The following is a 15,337-nucleotide window of genomic DNA, read 5'->3' as shown; positions in this document are numbered from 1 at the left end:
CCGTCTCCGGGACTCACCCTGCTGCTAGCGTTACGTAATGATCATCTGCAGCAATTTCCTTGCATACGCAGACTGGACGTCTTTTAAATGCTCGATTTTGACCATTTCTTCAATTTCGCCGTTTTTAATAATCAATACTCTATCGCAAATATAAGCGGCAGCCAGAATATCATGGGTGATGAAAATATAGGCCATATTGTAAATTTCCCTCAAGCTTTTTAACAATTCCAGCACCTGCATTTGCACGGAACCATCCAAAGAGCTGATCGCTTCGTCTAATAAAATACATTTCGGCTCTGTTGCAACAGCTCTTGCGATGCACACTCGTTGAGCCTCCCCGCCAGATAACTCATGCGGATATTTTTTTCGATAGGATGGACTGAGGCCCACCTGATGCAAGAGCGAATCAATCTTGCCTTGAGCCTCCTGATGATCTCTGCTTTGCTGCTTCAAAGGCTCCATCAGCGCCTGCTCTACTGTATAAAAGGGATTAATGGAGGAGGAATAGTCCTGAAATACAGCGCTAATCTGCCCCTGTCTTGCTTTTCGATCCTCTACTTTGTTTCCCTCATATAAAATACTTCCGCTATCGGGCTTTTCAAGCCCCAATAATAATCGCCCCAATGTCGACTTGCCGCTTCCGCTTTCCCCGATTATGCCCAAGCATTCGCCCTGCCCGCATTCGAAGCTCATGTTTGTCAGCACCTGCTGTGTTTTTCTAGAAAACAATCCACCTTTTATGTAGGATTTATAAACACGGTCAACGCTGAGCAAGGCTAACGCCTCCCATCATTAATCGCTTGAAATGATCATTCAGCGCTTGCTTCGAGGATACTAAATATCGGGTATATTCATGCGCAGATTCCGAGAAAATAGCTTGTTTCGTCCCTCGATCCACTATTTCCCCTTCTTTCATGACCAGAACATCATCCGCTATTTTTCGAACGATGCCCAAATCATGAGAAATAAAAATCATCGAGCAGCCCATGTTCTCCCTCAATTGCATAAATTGCTCAACGACCTCATATTGCGAGATGGTATCTAGTGCCGTCGTCGGTTCATCAGCAATAACAATAGCGGGCTCTAGCACCAGGGTGAGTGCTATCATAATCCGCTGCAGCATGCCGCCAGACAGCTGGTGCGGATACATATTCATCACCGCGACCGGGTCTTTCAGCATTACGCTTTCCATAGCGCGTTTCATTTTAGCCGTTATTTCTTCGCGGCCCCAACCGAAATGGCAGGCCATCGTTTCCCTTAAATGAACGCCGACCACGCAAGAAGGATCAAAGGCGCGCATGCCATTTTGCAAAATCATGCCTAGCTGCTTTCCTCGTTTTTTCCTCATTTCCTTTTCCGGAAGCTCGCTTAGATTGACTCCGTTAAACAAAATGTCCCCCGATTGGCGGATACCAGGCTTGTTTAATCTCATGATGGCTCTGCATGTCACCGACTTCCCGCTCCCGCTTTCTCCGACTATGGCCAGGCAGCTGCCCTGCTTGACGTGAAAGGAACTACCCGGTACAAGGACTTGACCCGTCTGACTGTCCCAAATTTTTAAATTCGCCACTTCCAAAATAGCCATAAAATCAAGCCACCTCCTTCCCTTGAAGCCTCGCAGCGGCAGCGGTTCCCTGTCCTTGCAGCTTATATTTAGAGGCCAATAATTTAGGATCTAAAGCAACCTGGAGCGCATCTGACAAAAAGTTGATCGCCGATACGACAACAATAATGGTTAAACCGGGCGCGAGCATAAACTCCGGCTTTGAGAACATGACTTCCCTTGCCTCGTTCAACATCATGCCCCACTCCGCGTTCGGAGCTTGAATGCCTAAACCAAGAAACGAAAATCCTGATAATTGCAGTATCATTGAACCGAAGGAGCTGCTTGCTATGACCGCAATATCCGGAAGAGCTACAGGAACCATATGCTTCGCTATAATTTTGGTATCGCTGATACCGAGCACCTTGGAAAACTTCACATAGTCGGATTCGGCATATTGCATCACAGACGTTCTAATGATTCGAGCAAACCAGGCCCATTTCATCAATACGAAAGCGATCAAAATATTTTCAAGACCTACCCCCAAAATGCCGATCACAGCCAGTGTCATGACATATCCCGGGAAAGAGAGCATGACATCACAAATTCTCATCACAATCGTATCGGTTATCCCTCTAAAGTAGCCTGCTATAAAGCCAAGAATCGACCCAATGCCTACAGATACGGCAAGTGCAGCAAGCACCCAAAGGACGCTGGGACGGATTCCAAAAATTAATCTCGATAAAATGCAGCGCCCCAGATGGTCGTTTCCTAACAAATACTCCCACGAGGAAGCAGCATATCGCAGCTCCATATGCACTTCTTCGGGATCATGCGGCGCAAATAAAGGGGCGAATACTCCAGCAACAATGGTGACGACAAGAATAGCTAAAGATGCAGCGGCCAGCTTATCACTCCATAGAAATTGTAATCTCTTCATTTAGTGGCCCTTCCTTAATTTAGGGTTCATCGCCGCATTCATAATGTCAGAAACGGTGTTGAACAGAACAAAAGCGATTGCGAGTACAAGGACATACGCCTGAATGATCGGAAAGTCCCTGCTAAGAATAGATTTAACACTCAGCGTTCCTAAACCCGGCCAGGCAAATATATTTTCCACGACGACCGTACTGCCTAAAATAATCGGGATCGCCATGCAAAATACAGAAATAGCCACCTGCAATGAATTTCTCAATATATGCAGCGTTATTTTCTGCTCCGGCAAGCCGCTCGCCCTGCCGTACAGCACGTAGTCTTCATTCATATTGCTTAACATGGAGCTTCTAACCATTCGAAAATAAATGCCGGTATAACTGATCGTGATGACAATGACCGGCAAAATATAGCTTTCGTAAGAGTCCATCCCACTTGTCGGCAGCAAATCCAATTGCACGGAAAAATACCAAACCATAAGCGCCGCTAGCCAATAAGGTGGCATAGAGGTCAGAAAAAAGGAGACGCCTCTGATTGATTTGTCCGTCATTTTCCCTTCTCTACGTGCACTAATTACTCCTAAGCCAATGGACAGCACAATAATGGCAGCCGCTGAAACCAACGTCAGCTTTAACGTATTTAGAAAAGCTGGAGCCAGCAAGGACCATACGGTTTTGCCAGTCACATAAGAGTTCCCGAAATCGAGCTGCAGGCATGATACGAGCCAATGCAGATAACGAATGAGAAAGGGCCTATCCATACCAAGCGCGGCCTTCGTTTCTGCTATTAATTCATCTGTAATGGTCGGCACGCCCTGCGCATGTAATATAACCTCGGCCGGATCTAAAGGAGAAAGATGGTTCAAGCCAAACGTTAGAAAGGATATGATCACAAGCAACGGAATCGAAAGGAGTGACCGTTTAATAATATAGCTGATCATAGCAAGCTCCTTGTTTGGGTTATCTATTCAAAATACATTTGCTCAAAGGGCAGTTCAAATTGCGTTTGCTTAAATGAGATACCCTGAAGGCCTGTTGGAGCAACAATCGTAACGCTGCCATTGGTAAGAGGAATAAAGACCGCCTCATCATGGACAATGGTTAAAATGTCTGCATACAACGATTTCCGTTTCTCCTCATCCATCGTGACCATCACTTCATCGATGTTTTTGTACAATTCATCCGCTTTGGAAATGCCGCTTGTTGTGTGATAATAAGCAGACTCGGAAGTAAACGCAGAGATTGTGCTCTGTGGATCATAGGCGAGCCCCCATGTTTGATTGAACAGCAAATCATAGTCTCCCGTTGCTCTTCTATTGGCAATGGAAGAAGATTCTTCGCCGATAAGCTCCAGCTGGACTCCTACCTTTTTCAAGGTGCTTTGAATGAATTCAGCCTCGGTTTTTTGAGAGGAGGAGCTGACATCATAATAAAGCTTCATCGCGAGTGGCTTGCCGTCTTTCGTTCTGACCTCGCTGCCAGCGCCCAGCATCCAGCCTGCTTTCTCCAACAGCTGCTTCGCTGTATCCAAGTCAAAGCCACGCTGCTTTAGCTCGACATTGGCATAATTGACGTTGGGGGAAAATAACGTATTGGCTGCTGTTTCCGTGCCGCTAAAAATTTGCTTGCTGATCGTTTCTCTGTCAATCGAATACCAAATCGCTTCACGAACAGCCGTTTCATGGGCGGGACTATCCGATTTACTGCTATTGGCAACGATCATCTTCGTATTCATCGCTTTACTTCTAATAAGCTGAAAGTCGCCCGAATCCATCAACTGATTCATCGCTTCAACATCAATGCTGTCGGAGCCACGATCATCTGTAAATATAAAGTTGACCTCTCCTTTTTGCAGCGCCAAAAATGTCGTCTCCCCTGCCGGAAGCACTTTCGCGGTAATCTTATTCAGCTTTGGCGCGCCGCCCCAATAGTTTTCATTTGCTTCGAAGGTGGCATACTGATCGGTTTTCTGTTCCATTAGCTTATACGGTCCCGTGCCATTATGGCCGCTTACACCATCTTTGGTTTCCCCATTGACGAAGTCCTTAGGTGAGATGAATACATAAGGCCTAGTCATCGATAATTCAAGCAAAGCCGGATAATAGGGCCCTGACAGCACCAATTCAAACGTATGCTCATCGAGTACGTTAGCACTCACAATTTTCGTTGAAAGCTTGATCCAGGCATGCTTGCCAGCGTTGCTTTGCACCGCTTCTATATTCTTCTTAACGGCCTCGGCGTTAAAGGGCTCGCCATCGTGGAATTTCACATCTTTTCTCAAATGAAAGGTGTAAACTTTGCCATCCTCAGATACGTCCCAGGATTCGGCAAGCAGTGGCTTGATACCATCCTCCGTATTTTCAACTAATGATTCATACACCATCCCTTGCGCTGGCAATGAGCCTGGATACAGATGGGGGTTCATATCATTAATATCTTTTGCTGTGGCATACACCAGTTCCTCGCCTGTATCCGCTGCTCCTGTTTTCGCAGTATTTCCGCCAGTGCAGCCTGCCAATAAAACAATTGAAACGATGAAAGCAGATAATAAAACAGCTATTTTTCTTGTCATGTCATATCCTCCTGTACAAGTGCGCACTACAGATCATCTTCAAATCCTCTTCAAAGCTTTGTATAACAAATGCTTCCGATATTTTCTCACCCTTAAGTGCCTGTGCAGCTTCCGTGATTTTATGCTCGTAGGTTGTTATGAATGTATCAATGGTTGGGCAGCTTGAGCCTACAAATCTCGCAATGCCCTGGATGATTTTTATCCGATAATAATCCTCCCTGGGCATACGTGGAATATCCCAATATTGCTCTTGGTTGATAAAGATTTGACGAATGGGGACGGCGGAGAAATCGAAATATTTCCCCTCTTGATCAGGCTCCGAGAATGGATCGATCAACAGCGACGTATAGCGTATGTACAATAAGTACTCTTGATGAATGGTCTCCAGCTCATTAAAATTATCGATATCATGACGCGATAAGCTCTCTAATCTTACCGGATAATTGTCATCGGTCATGAACTTCAGCAGATTTACGCCCTGCAAATTCAGCTTTTCAATGACATTCGTCATCTCTTTCCACCCGGCCAGCATATCGCGAATTAAATATTGCGTTATAGGTCCTTCGGGAAACATTTTATAGACATATTTCTTAACAGCTGAATATTCAAATATGGCATTCAGTGAAAATGGATTCATAAACAACGGCGGATGGACATAGAGAGAGATATTTCGCGTTTCTGCCTCGATCGGACTGCCCATAACCTCCAGCACAATGTCCAATCGTTCAAATAAGGCACAGAGCCGCTCGACATTTGGCGACGTTTCGTTCGAGGAGCCAATAAACACCTTTTTCTTAACCGCTGTCGTCAAAACTTGGGTTGAAGGCTCGCCGTTCATCCAGCGTGTATCGCCGAGATAGGTAGAAAAACTGATAATGTCCACATTTGTCTGTATACCGTTCATATAATGGCGGACTAGACTGTTTGAACCGAAGGTCGGAGAAATTAATAGGATGCACCTTGCTTGCTTGAGCAGTTGATCACTAAGCTGCTTCAAAACCTCCATATACGCATCGGTTGTGACAGATAAGATCAGCGTATCCCATTGCCCTGTAATGGCCCCATATCCCTGAAAAACATGATCGATTATACAATTGCCTTCCATCGGCCGATGCTTTTTATTTTGAACGTTTACCTCCACTTGATTCTGGCTTTGCTTAAGCGCCGTGAAAAAACGTTCGGAACGAACCGATTCTCTCCCCACAATGCCGATGCAGCTGTTCCAATTATTTTTCAGCAGGACAGCAAGTTGAATGGACGCCGGCCCCGTGCCTACGATTAAGACTCGTTTGAAATGACTCATATAAGCCTCCTTAATATTCACGCTTGTACAAAGCAATATCAAACACTTGCTCAGGACGCAATATTGTATCCACCAGCCTCCATTTCTCTTCATTGACCGCTTGCATGGGGTAATTGAATAAGGATTTCAGCTGATTGCCATATCTCATCGCCACGACCACTTGCTCATTCGTTAAGGCATGCAATTGCTCGAGCAGCTCATATTTATTGGAAACCGTTGAGCTGAAAATAATATGGGTCACATCCCTGATGATATCAAGCTGCTCCACAAACGCCTTCTCCAAGCGAATGTTTAATCCGTTTCCTAAACGATGTACCACTCTTCGTCCTAGCTCGATGGCCTCCTCATCAATATCAATGCCAACGACTTGGGCGCCCGTGCGCTTGGCGATAAATAAGGGCGTCATAGGAAACGAGCCTGAGCCAATCAACAATACGATGGAATCCGCAGTGACTTGAAAGCTTCCAAATTCTTGTTCAATGCAGGACTCTATATTTTTAAAATAATCCGTTTTGTCCGTTTCCCCAGCAAGCAGCTTCAAGGCGCGATATTTTTCCATAATAGCGACGCATAATGAAGACATTTTCCTTAGGTCGGCGAGAAGCTGAGGAAGTCCGCTTCCGGCTTGCTGCTCCATGGTTGCCCACGATGCTTTGTTACTCTCATCTAGGATGAAAGCTGAATAGTCATCGATGATCCGCTCCAGCTCCGAGCTATTATGAGATGTGCCGTCATATCGCTTTACTAAATCGGTAAATCGATCTCGAAACAAGGTCAAGCTTTGTTCAAATGTTGTTAATTGATTCATTCGCTTCTCCCCCATACCCATTATTCGTTATACAGAAATAAATGCTTTGCCTTGTGCCACGATTCCAACAGACCCCTCAATCATTAAGCTTGTTACCTCATCCTTATAGCAATCAGCCGTTACTTGAATCGTGCCACCGGGCTGCTTAACCTGTGCAGCAATAGCGCCTTTATTTTTCCATGACAGGTATGCGCCAAGTGAAGCCGTGCCTGATCCGCATCCTCTTTCCCAAATCATGCTGTCTAAGGGAGGCACATAAATGAGCGGCGCCATTTCATTAGTCTCGGGCTTAAACAATAATATGCCGATCAAGCTCGATCCAAACGTGATGCCCAGCAGCTTGGCTAATGATTGTGCTCTTTCCTTCTCGGCACTGTTGAATTGCTCTACTTCAATGACAATATGAAAAAAATCATCGTACCTTACAATGACAAGGTTTAAATCATTACCTTCATACACAACGGTCTGCTGCTCGATTTTTCGAGGCATTGGCATCGCCACTTGGCAAAAATACTCTTCCTTGCTTTTTTTCACTTGGCAGGTGACCAATTGATCGGTTCCCGAAGCTTCTAACACGATTTCCATTAAATCGTTCTGTTCGATCCCTTTCTCAGAAGCGATAAAAGCAGCCAGCGCCATACAAGCATTGCCGCAAAACTCACCTCCCGCCATTTGCAAATAGGCAGCCGCTTCGTGTTTAATCGGCTGTTCGATGAAGCCTACTTGTTCAGCATAAACACTGTCATAAGACATCATTTTTGAAGCAATGTGCTTGTACTCGGAAGCGGAATGATTTGTTTTCACAAGAATGGTCATATTTTGCGTGGGGTTGAACTTTACAAAATCGATTTCTCGTTTCATCACAACTACCCTCTAATTCAATTTTTTGATCCCGCGTTCCTTTTGCTTTGTCGCTATTTAATAGTAATGATTACTATTAATATTCGAGATCATCATAACCATAATTTGGAGCACTGTCAATGATGAAAATAGGCAGCTTGTGCTCGGACTAGCAGGCTTCCAAAAGAAACGATCAAAAAAACCCGCCAAAAGCCTTGATTTCACAAGGCCTTTGGCGGGCTTTTAAATTTTGCTGCTTCGCAATCCTTCCGAGCCTTGCGGCACTATGACCTCTTTCCGCGTCCGATTAACCATGTAAATGCCAAGAGATACGAACAGCAGCGCCACGAGATTTTTAAACTCCATAATCTGTTCACCGAGAAACCATGCAGACAGCAATGTCCCGAACACGGGAATCAGAAAGTTGTAAACAGACACCTGTCCGACTTTGTTATACTTCAGCAGCAAATTCCATAGACAGAAAGCAGCCGAGGACAGCAGCGCCAAATAAATAAGATTGCCCGCCGAGTCCGGTGTAAAATGAGTGACACGGCCCCCAAGTACGAGTCCCAGCAAGGTTAGGGCCAGCCCGCCAATTAGCAGGCTAAAGCCCGTGACCAGCAAAACATCAATGGTGGCGGTCAGCTTTTTGGCATAAATGGCGGTGATGGAGAAGATGAGGGCCGCCAGGATGACGAATCCCTCCCCTTTAAAGGCAAAGGAGAACTCCAGCAAATCTGTATGGAAATTCACAATGATAACACCGATAAACCCAAGCAGGCAGCCGAAAATTTTATTTTTGCCCAGCTTGTCATTTTTATAGAGATAATGCGCCAATATGACGCTGAAAAAGGTGGTCGTAGCATTCATAATGGAGCCTTTGACGCCTGTCGTATTGCCTACGCCCACATAAAAAAATAAATATTGGAGACCTGTCTGCATGAGGCCTAGAACAAGCAAACTTGTCATCTGGTTTTTGGATAAAGCCAGCACCTTCTTGCCCGTTGCCCGGAATAGCAATAGCAGCACCAGCCCTGCAAGCACAAAGCGATAGCCGGCAAATACATATTTTGAAGCGATGTCCTCTGGCATAATGTCAAAGGCGAGATAGCCCAGCTTAATAGACGGATAAGCACTCCCCCATAATAAGCAGCACAACGTTGCGATTAGCGCTACAAATTTAGGATCACTATACCGGCTTCGATTGTTTTGTTCCTTTTGTTCCACTTTTTCCATTTGTTCCTGCACAATAAACCTTCTCCTCATCCTTCATATCCCAAGCGGCTGCTCCCGCAATCCGCCTTCAACGACCATATCATAATTCGACACTGCTTGTAAGGAAAAAATCGAATAAGCCCGGAAAAACCCCTTGTAAAATCAAGGTTGTTTTCCGGGCTGTTCGCCGAATCGTTCTCTTTATTCCTAAAACAAAAGCAATTGTTTATTAGACTTCAAGCATGTCCTATTATTTGGATGGCCAATTGCCATACCAGGCGTAGCCTGTTCTTCTTTCTTGATCGATGTCACTGAGCTTGTACTTCACTACACCATCACGGCCCACAAAGATCGGTTTGTTGGTATTAATCTCGTAGAAACGTGCCCAGATTGGCGTTTTCACACTGGAATCGCTGATTACAACGACATCATTGCTCGTTTTCTCCACGCGGATTCCCGTAATCTGCACCGCTTTGAACCAGTCTTCAGCGCCTTTAATTGCTGCCGCTATTTTCGCAGTGGACGTTCTCGTCTTCAGAAACTTCACAATGTTTACGCTCTCTTGGGCAGTGAGGGACGGCACTTCATAAATTCTCGCTCCCGCTGGCTTCAATGTGCTGGAATCATGCTGCTGGCCCCACGCTGTCAATTTGCCGCTAACTGTAACCTGCGTGTTCAAAATGCAGTCTACCCCTTTATCCACCGCTTGCTTGCTGTTGGCAGCCAAAGTGCTGTCGATAAAGGAGAAATCGCCTTTTTTGCTTGCGACCTCATCTAGTAAAATCAACACATTAATCATCGCATTATCGTTATAGGTAATATGTTTATGATAGCCTGAGCTTTGATAAACTTGCGGAAATCCGCCATTGGCATATTGCATATTAATCAGGAAATTAATGCCCTTGATCGCCGCTGCGGAATATTTGCTGTCCTTCGTTTTCTGATATTCGCTAGCGAGTCTTCGAATCTCCGAATAAGTTGCCTTGTTGTCGATTGTAGACTTGGACCACTCGCCACTAGTTTCAGAGTAATCCTTTCTCCAGCCTCCATCCGCTTGCTGGTTTTTCAAAACCTCTGATAGGCTTGCTGTGGTACCCGAAGCATCTGCCGCCATAACCGTTGTAAGCGGTTGTAAGATTACGGCTGGAGCTGAGAGAAGCAGGGTAAAAGCTAAAGCTACGGATACTGTACTTTTTTTCATCGAACAAATTCCCCTTTCAGATTTTCAAATAGTTGTAAAATATGTTACATATTTACCTCTCAATTTTACTCAGCTCCCAGTAATTTGTCAATAATATCCTTGTAAAAAATTGTATCTTTATGTAGAAATCTGTCTGTTCTTGGCGTTTTTCTAAACCTCTATAAACCTAGAAAAAATAAATGAAGGAGACATGCTTGACCTTAGGTCAGACCTAAGGTATATAGTGAAGCTAATAAAGCAGTTTCCCATCACAAATCTTAGGAGCGACATGATGAAAAATGACATTACCATTAGCAGTCTGGCTAAAATTATGCAGGTATCCATTCATCAAATTCGTTATTTTGAAGAAAAAGGAATTCTTGAGCCTGCTTATATCGATAACAACCAGTATAGAATGTACGGCATGGATCAAATTTACCGGTTGTCTCATATTTTGCTGCTGCGGAGGCTCGGTGTGCCTGTCTCGTCCATAAAGGACTGCTTCGACACTTTTTCTTCCGAGCAATATGAGCAACTGCTGCATACCTCTTTGCTGGAAACTACTCAGGAGATTGCCAGACTTCAGGAGCTCCAGCGTTTAATTTCCAAAGTGCTGCAAGTACAGCAAGACTTTCATGCACATAGCAAGCCCTACCAGCTTAAACGGCAAATGCCTGTTCATTTGAGGTGCTGGCTCGCCAAGGATGAACAGACTAAGCTGCATGCAAGGCTGCTGGCTGAACAGGCTGCCTCTATTCCAGACTTGTTCGAGTCGGATATTTATTATGTGTATGACCAAGCATCCATCCTCAGGCTGTGCACCGAAATGACAGAGCCCAGCGACCTTGCCTTGCCTTCGGGAGACTATCTTTCCGCCCAATTCCAGGTGCTTGAGGGGGATGAGCTTGATCAACGCATCGAACAGTTTTACGGCTATGCAGCAGACCAAGCCTATGTTATGGAAGGACCGTTAATTCTTATTGAGAAATCCTATTTGTCCTTGTTTAGCCATGACAAACTCCATTACGAGCTGCTCAGCCGGGTTGAAGCGGGCTTGCCTGCCGAGCAAGGAGGTGAATAAATGAAGGCTTCTCCTATTGCAATTGAGCCGATGCGGGCCGAATATAATGGGCAAGTCGGCCAATTACTTGCGCTCGGCTTTCACAGCAAATTCCATACACTCGCAAAGTTGAATGACCGTATTCTCGCTCTCTTTTTCGAGAAGCTGCTTCGGCACTTTCCGAATGAACCCACAGCACTTAGAGTGGTAGCGGTACAAGCTGGAATAGTCGTAGGAACGCTGTACATCAAATGGAAGCCTGAGCCTGAGTCTGAGCTTTACGTCAGCACAGCGCAGTCAAAGCTTCTCCCATGGCGGGAATTCCGAATGTTTGGCAAATGGGCTTTATTCAAGCTGCTGCTTGGTTTGTATTTACTGTCGTACAAGCCGCAGGAGGGAGAATGTTATGTCGCAGACCTATCGGTTCATCCTAATCATCAAGGCAAAGGCATCGGCAAACTGCTGCTGGGGTGGGCGGAGCATTATGCCCGTGCCCAACCACTTTTTAAAGTGCTAAGTCTGCACGTTGCCAGCCAGAACCCGGGAGCAAAACGGTTATATGAGCAGCTTTCCTTCCAAACCAATCGGAAAGAGCGCAGCCTGCTAAAGCATGTCTTGTTCCGTGAATTGGAATGGGAATATATGAGATATAAGCTGCACGACAATGAATTCCCCACTAAGGAGACACTATGAAAAAGAAAATAGGCATTGCCCTTATCGTTATTTTATTGCTTATAGGCAGTTCGACCCTCTATGTATTGCAGCAAAATAGCTTTGATATGATAGAGCGAACGATACAGATTTCCAGCCCTCAAGGCCAATTAACCGGCACTTTAGCATTGCCTAAACACGCTTCCGGAAAGCTAGGGCTCGTGTTGTTCATACACGGCGACGGCCCCATTAATGCCTCTCATCAGGACGGGTACAAGCCGCTTTGGGAGCGGCTTGCTGCCCAGGGCTACGCTTCCTTGTCCCTCAATAAGCGGGGAATTGACGGTTCTGCTGGCAATTGGCTCAATCAGAGCATCGATGACCGGGTAGAAGAGGCGCAGCAAGCTTTAGCCTGGGCCAGAACACAGACCATGATTGATCACACAAAAATTGGCGTATGGGGCGCCAGTCAGGCTGGCTGGGTCATTCCGAAGCTTGTGGAAAAAGAACAGCTTGCTTTCAGCATTCTAGTATCCCCCGCCATCAACTGGCTGTCTCAGGGTCAATACAACACTCGCAAACAAATGAAAAAAAATGGGTATTCAGAGGATGATATTGCAGCCCGCATAGCATATGAACAGCAAATAAATCAGCTTCTAAAACGCAATGCCCCTTATGAGGAATACGTAAACACGGCGCATCAAGGCGACATAATGACAAAGGATAGATGGACATTTGTGAGCAAAAACTTTTTATCCGACGCCGCGAGCGATTTGGCTCATTTCCGTTCGCCAGTGCTTCTGCTGCTTGGAGAGGACGATATTAACGTGGACATAAAAGAGACTGAACAGGTGTATCGTGCTAGCGTGGATCCGTCGCTGCTTACTGTCGCTATCTTTCCAAATACAGAGCATTCCATGTTAAGCACGAGCACCGCTAATTCGAATCTAAAAGCGGTCTTCATGAGTCTTTTTGCGCCAAGAAAGCTGACCGTCAGCGAATATATGGACCAGATCGAGCTTTTTGTAAAAAAGCTTGCTTGACTGGAGCTAAATTCAAGCTACTCTTTTAAGGCTATTCCTTGAACTCTCACGTTTACAGCATGAATGGATAGCCCGGTTAACGTTTCAATGGCTCCTCTTACATTTTGCTGCAAATCGCTGCATACATCCTGCATTTTAAAACCGTAATAAACAATGATTTTTAAGTCGATTTCCAGCTTTGCTTCTACCATTTTTAGCTCAATGCCATTTTGCAGGCTTTTCCCGCTTAACTTTTTGGTGATGCCTTCTACCACACCTGTCGCCATAGCAGCGATACCGCTGGTGGCACTTGCCGTTTTGCCAACTATTTTAGATATGGCATCATGGGATATATTAATTTTTCCTAGCACATTTTGAATGAGCATGCGGCTCTCTCCTTTCGTAATCAGAAACTTTTCACTATGCTGCCCATACGATCATGGACTGATATGATCTGCAAAAAAAGTGATACAATATAGTATCATTTAGTTATATTTTAAATCATTTTAGATGAAATTTCAACCAATCCAGAACTGATAGCTTGAGCCTTGAGCAGACATCAGCAAAAGGGTCCTCCCATAAAAATAGGAAACAGCTGCGTAATATCGCGTCTGCTTCCTATTTCCATTCTATTACTTCGCTTAAAATAGTCTACCCCTTTATCTACCGCTCGCTCGCTCGCTTGCTTGCTTTTGCTAGCCAGAGTGCTGTCGATAAAGGCGAAATCGCCTTTTTTGCTTGCAACCTCATCCAGCAAAATCAGCACATTAAATCTTTAGCGCTTCATCCATGCTTTCCCCCAGCATTTTTGTGGCAATGGTCAAAAAATCCTCTTGGCTAATTTTAAGTTGTCCGAAGCGCAGGCTATAACCCCAGTTGCTCTTTCCACTCGTAAACGTCAATTCGTCCAGCAGACCCGAGATCTTTACATTGTGGCAGGGCAGGAAATGAACGTCCCGCCGAAAAGGAATGAACGTTTCCGACATTTGGTGCGAATACACCCGATTATCGATTAGCTGCCCTATAGCGGTAAACGCCTGCAGTGCTTCTCCTCCGTTTATCTCCGTACGCGGCGAATAATAAATGAGCCAATCTCCAGCGCGCATCCGCTTCAGCGCAGCTTCCTTACCGTGGCAAAGCTGGGCGAATCCCCCTTCCACACCAATCCGCACATGAGCCTCCGATATGACGCCGATCCAATAACGGCGCTGCTCCAGTGGATTGCCCGCTCCTACGAATAATCCATCCTCCTCCATCGTTAACGCAAGCTGTGTCGGTCGCTCACGGCGTCCACTTGCTGTCATTTCCTCGAGCTCCCTCATGATTAACCTCGTATCGTATGCATCATTTCGTATCATACATGCTCTCTCCTTTGTACTTTGTAAAACTAAGTATACAAAAACACTACTGACAGCTTAATGTCAGTAGTGTTGATCGTTTTTTCAAGCTCATTCCATTTGGTTTACATTAATTGATGATTGCTCCATAGGATCGCAGAAAAATAACAGCCTGTTCGCTATCCATTCGTACCCCTTTTAAATCAAGGCCCTTCAAATCAATCCCATCCAGCTTGGCGCCCCTTAGATCAGCACCCTTTAGCCTAGCTTTGCTTAAAGATAAACGCGTCAAATCGGCATCTCTTAAATCCGCCTTTTCCAAATTAGCATCCGTAAAGTCGGCTTCCAAAAAACGGACGCCTCTTAAATCTTGCTTGGCAAATCGGGCATGCCTTAAGTTCGTATAAGCCCAGTCTCCTTGAGCAATCGTAATCCCGTCCATTTGAGCACTTGAAAAGTCCGATCCTGTCATTTTGCAAGCATTGAATATAGATACAAACAGATTGGCATCGTTGAACTTGCAATTTTCAAAGGCTGTCCCCGTATGAACGGAGCCGTTTAAAGCTGTCCCGCGAAAATCGCATTCGACAAAACGGCAGTTGGTCGTAGTCACTTCTTCCATAGAAGTATTCGTAAAGGTGCATCTCGTAAACGTACAGCGAAATAATTCGCCATATCGCAAATCACGTCCATCAAACTGAACCTCATTGTAGGACTGTTCCTTGTATTGGTACAAAAATAACCCTCCCGCTCTGTTTTTTAATAAAAAGTCTCTTTTATACAATTGGATTTGTTCGTTTATGTCCATCGACATATTTAAAGTTATCATATAGAATGATGACAACTGTATGTCATAGTTTTTTTCGCAAAAAAA

The 15,337-nt window shown here is 45.1% G+C and carries 16 protein-coding genes; 3 read left to right on the top strand and 13 right to left on the bottom strand.

What is annotated here, in order from left to right:
* Window positions 1–30: 30 nt before the first annotated feature.
* The 10 genes from AC50YG_RS09630 to pelA form a co-directional block, all read right to left on the bottom strand.
* Window positions 31–774 (bottom strand): ABC transporter ATP-binding protein, encoded by a 744-nt coding sequence (locus AC50YG_RS09630; RefSeq protein WP_494826455.1) that lies wholly within the window; start codon window positions 772–774, stop codon window positions 31–33.
* Entirely contained in the window at window positions 761–1,585 is an 825-nt protein-coding gene (gene cntD, locus AC50YG_RS09625; RefSeq protein WP_494826454.1) for a staphylopine uptake ABC transporter ATP-binding protein CntD, read from the bottom strand. The genes AC50YG_RS09630 and cntD overlap by 14 nt, the downstream gene beginning before the upstream one ends.
* Window positions 1,586–1,589: 4 nt before the next feature.
* Window positions 1,590–2,483: a staphylopine uptake ABC transporter permease subunit CntC gene (cntC, locus tag AC50YG_RS09620; RefSeq protein ID WP_494826453.1), complete on the bottom strand. Its 894-nt coding sequence runs from the start codon at window positions 2,481–2,483 to the stop codon at window positions 1,590–1,592.
* Window positions 2,484–3,416, bottom strand: a complete 933-nt coding sequence (gene opp1B / locus AC50YG_RS09615) for a nickel/cobalt ABC transporter permease (RefSeq protein ID WP_473759861.1) — start codon at window positions 3,414–3,416, stop codon at window positions 2,484–2,486.
* 23 nt (window positions 3,417–3,439) lie between these two features.
* On the bottom strand, window positions 3,440–5,047 hold the full coding sequence (gene cntA / locus AC50YG_RS09610; protein ID WP_494826452.1) for a staphylopine-dependent metal ABC transporter substrate-binding lipoprotein: 1,608 nt from the start codon (window positions 5,045–5,047) through the stop codon (window positions 3,440–3,442).
* Window position 5,048: 1 nt separating this feature from the next.
* A complete protein-coding gene (locus AC50YG_RS09605) occupies window positions 5,049–6,350 on the bottom strand; it encodes an opine metallophore biosynthesis dehydrogenase (RefSeq protein WP_494826450.1) in 1,302 nt (433 codons plus the stop codon).
* Between the two features lie 10 nt (window positions 6,351–6,360).
* The gene (locus tag AC50YG_RS09600; protein ID WP_494826448.1) at window positions 6,361–7,158 is read right to left on the bottom strand and encodes an SAM-dependent methyltransferase; all 798 of its coding nucleotides are present in this window, start codon (window positions 7,156–7,158) and stop codon (window positions 6,361–6,363) included.
* A gap of 27 nt (window positions 7,159–7,185) precedes the next feature.
* Window positions 7,186–8,019, bottom strand: a complete 834-nt coding sequence (locus tag AC50YG_RS09595; protein WP_494826446.1) for a histidine racemase CntK family protein — start codon at window positions 8,017–8,019, stop codon at window positions 7,186–7,188.
* Between the two features lie 222 nt (window positions 8,020–8,241).
* Window positions 8,242–9,246 carry a DMT family transporter gene (locus AC50YG_RS09590; RefSeq protein WP_494826444.1) on the bottom strand — a complete coding sequence of 335 codons (1,005 nt, stop codon included), beginning with the start codon at window positions 9,244–9,246 and terminating at the stop codon, window positions 8,242–8,244.
* A 217-nt stretch (window positions 9,247–9,463) separates the two neighbouring features.
* Window positions 9,464–10,414 (bottom strand): pectate lyase, encoded by a 951-nt coding sequence (gene pelA, locus AC50YG_RS09585; RefSeq protein ID WP_494826443.1) that lies wholly within the window; start codon window positions 10,412–10,414, stop codon window positions 9,464–9,466.
* Between the two features lie 271 nt (window positions 10,415–10,685).
* Between pelA and AC50YG_RS09580 the strand changes: the two genes are divergently transcribed.
* From AC50YG_RS09580 to AC50YG_RS09570, 3 genes are read left to right on the top strand one after another with little or no spacing between them, the layout of a single operon-like run.
* Complete coding sequence (locus AC50YG_RS09580) at window positions 10,686–11,474, top strand: MerR family transcriptional regulator (RefSeq protein WP_494826441.1); 789 nt, start codon at window positions 10,686–10,688, stop codon at window positions 11,472–11,474.
* On the top strand, window positions 11,475–12,146 hold the full coding sequence (locus tag AC50YG_RS09575; protein ID WP_494826439.1) for a GNAT family N-acetyltransferase: 672 nt from the start codon (window positions 11,475–11,477) through the stop codon (window positions 12,144–12,146).
* Window positions 12,143–13,147: an alpha/beta hydrolase family protein gene (locus AC50YG_RS09570; RefSeq protein ID WP_494826437.1), complete on the top strand. Its 1,005-nt coding sequence runs from the start codon at window positions 12,143–12,145 to the stop codon at window positions 13,145–13,147. The genes AC50YG_RS09575 and AC50YG_RS09570 overlap by 4 nt, the downstream gene beginning before the upstream one ends.
* 17 nt (window positions 13,148–13,164) lie before the next feature.
* Here AC50YG_RS09570 and AC50YG_RS09565 read toward each other — a convergent pair whose 3' ends face one another.
* The 3 genes from AC50YG_RS09565 to AC50YG_RS09555 form a co-directional block, all read right to left on the bottom strand.
* Window positions 13,165–13,512: an Asp23/Gls24 family envelope stress response protein gene (locus AC50YG_RS09565; protein WP_494826436.1), complete on the bottom strand. Its 348-nt coding sequence runs from the start codon at window positions 13,510–13,512 to the stop codon at window positions 13,165–13,167.
* Between the two features lie 381 nt (window positions 13,513–13,893).
* Complete coding sequence (locus AC50YG_RS09560; protein WP_494827147.1) at window positions 13,894–14,382, bottom strand: EVE domain-containing protein; 489 nt, start codon at window positions 14,380–14,382, stop codon at window positions 13,894–13,896.
* 211 nt (window positions 14,383–14,593) lie between these two features.
* Window positions 14,594–15,199 carry a pentapeptide repeat-containing protein gene (locus AC50YG_RS09555; protein WP_494826435.1) on the bottom strand — a complete coding sequence of 202 codons (606 nt, stop codon included), beginning with the start codon at window positions 15,197–15,199 and terminating at the stop codon, window positions 14,594–14,596.
* Between the last annotated feature and the right edge of the window lie 138 nt (window positions 15,200–15,337).

The sequence above is a fragment of the Paenibacillus sp. J31R34 genome (genome assembly GCF_059383715.1).
This window is presented reverse-complemented; position numbering and strand designations above follow the sequence as displayed.

What these genes read in the sequence shown, in the direction of transcription:
- cntD (WP_494826454.1), bottom strand. Translation starts at nt 1,585, where the DNA reads ATGGCTATTTTGGAAGTGGCGAATTTAAAAATTTGGGACAGTCAGACG.
- AC50YG_RS09580 (WP_494826441.1), top strand. Translation starts at nt 10,686, where the DNA reads ATGAAAAATGACATTACCATTAGCAGTCTGGCTAAAATTATGCAGGTA.
- opp1B (WP_473759861.1), bottom strand. Translation starts at nt 3,416, where the DNA reads ATGATCAGCTATATTATTAAACGGTCACTCCTTTCGATTCCGTTGCTT.
- AC50YG_RS09570 (WP_494826437.1), top strand. Translation starts at nt 12,143, where the DNA reads ATGAAAAAGAAAATAGGCATTGCCCTTATCGTTATTTTATTGCTTATA.
- AC50YG_RS09600 (WP_494826448.1), bottom strand. Translation starts at nt 7,158, where the DNA reads ATGAATCAATTAACAACATTTGAACAAAGCTTGACCTTGTTTCGAGAT.
- AC50YG_RS09605 (WP_494826450.1), bottom strand. Translation starts at nt 6,350, where the DNA reads ATGAGTCATTTCAAACGAGTCTTAATCGTAGGCACGGGGCCGGCGTCC.
- AC50YG_RS09575 (WP_494826439.1), top strand. Translation starts at nt 11,475, where the DNA reads ATGAAGGCTTCTCCTATTGCAATTGAGCCGATGCGGGCCGAATATAAT.
- AC50YG_RS09560 (WP_494827147.1), bottom strand. Translation starts at nt 14,382, where the DNA reads ATGGAGGAGGATGGATTATTCGTAGGAGCGGGCAATCCACTGGAGCAG.
- cntC (WP_494826453.1), bottom strand. Translation starts at nt 2,483, where the DNA reads ATGAAGAGATTACAATTTCTATGGAGTGATAAGCTGGCCGCTGCATCT.
- cntA (WP_494826452.1), bottom strand. Translation starts at nt 5,047, where the DNA reads ATGACAAGAAAAATAGCTGTTTTATTATCTGCTTTCATCGTTTCAATT.
- AC50YG_RS09565 (WP_494826436.1), bottom strand. Translation starts at nt 13,512, where the DNA reads ATGCTCATTCAAAATGTGCTAGGAAAAATTAATATATCCCATGATGCC.
- AC50YG_RS09595 (WP_494826446.1), bottom strand. Translation starts at nt 8,019, where the DNA reads ATGAAACGAGAAATCGATTTTGTAAAGTTCAACCCCACGCAAAATATG.
- pelA (WP_494826443.1), bottom strand. Translation starts at nt 10,414, where the DNA reads ATGAAAAAAAGTACAGTATCCGTAGCTTTAGCTTTTACCCTGCTTCTC.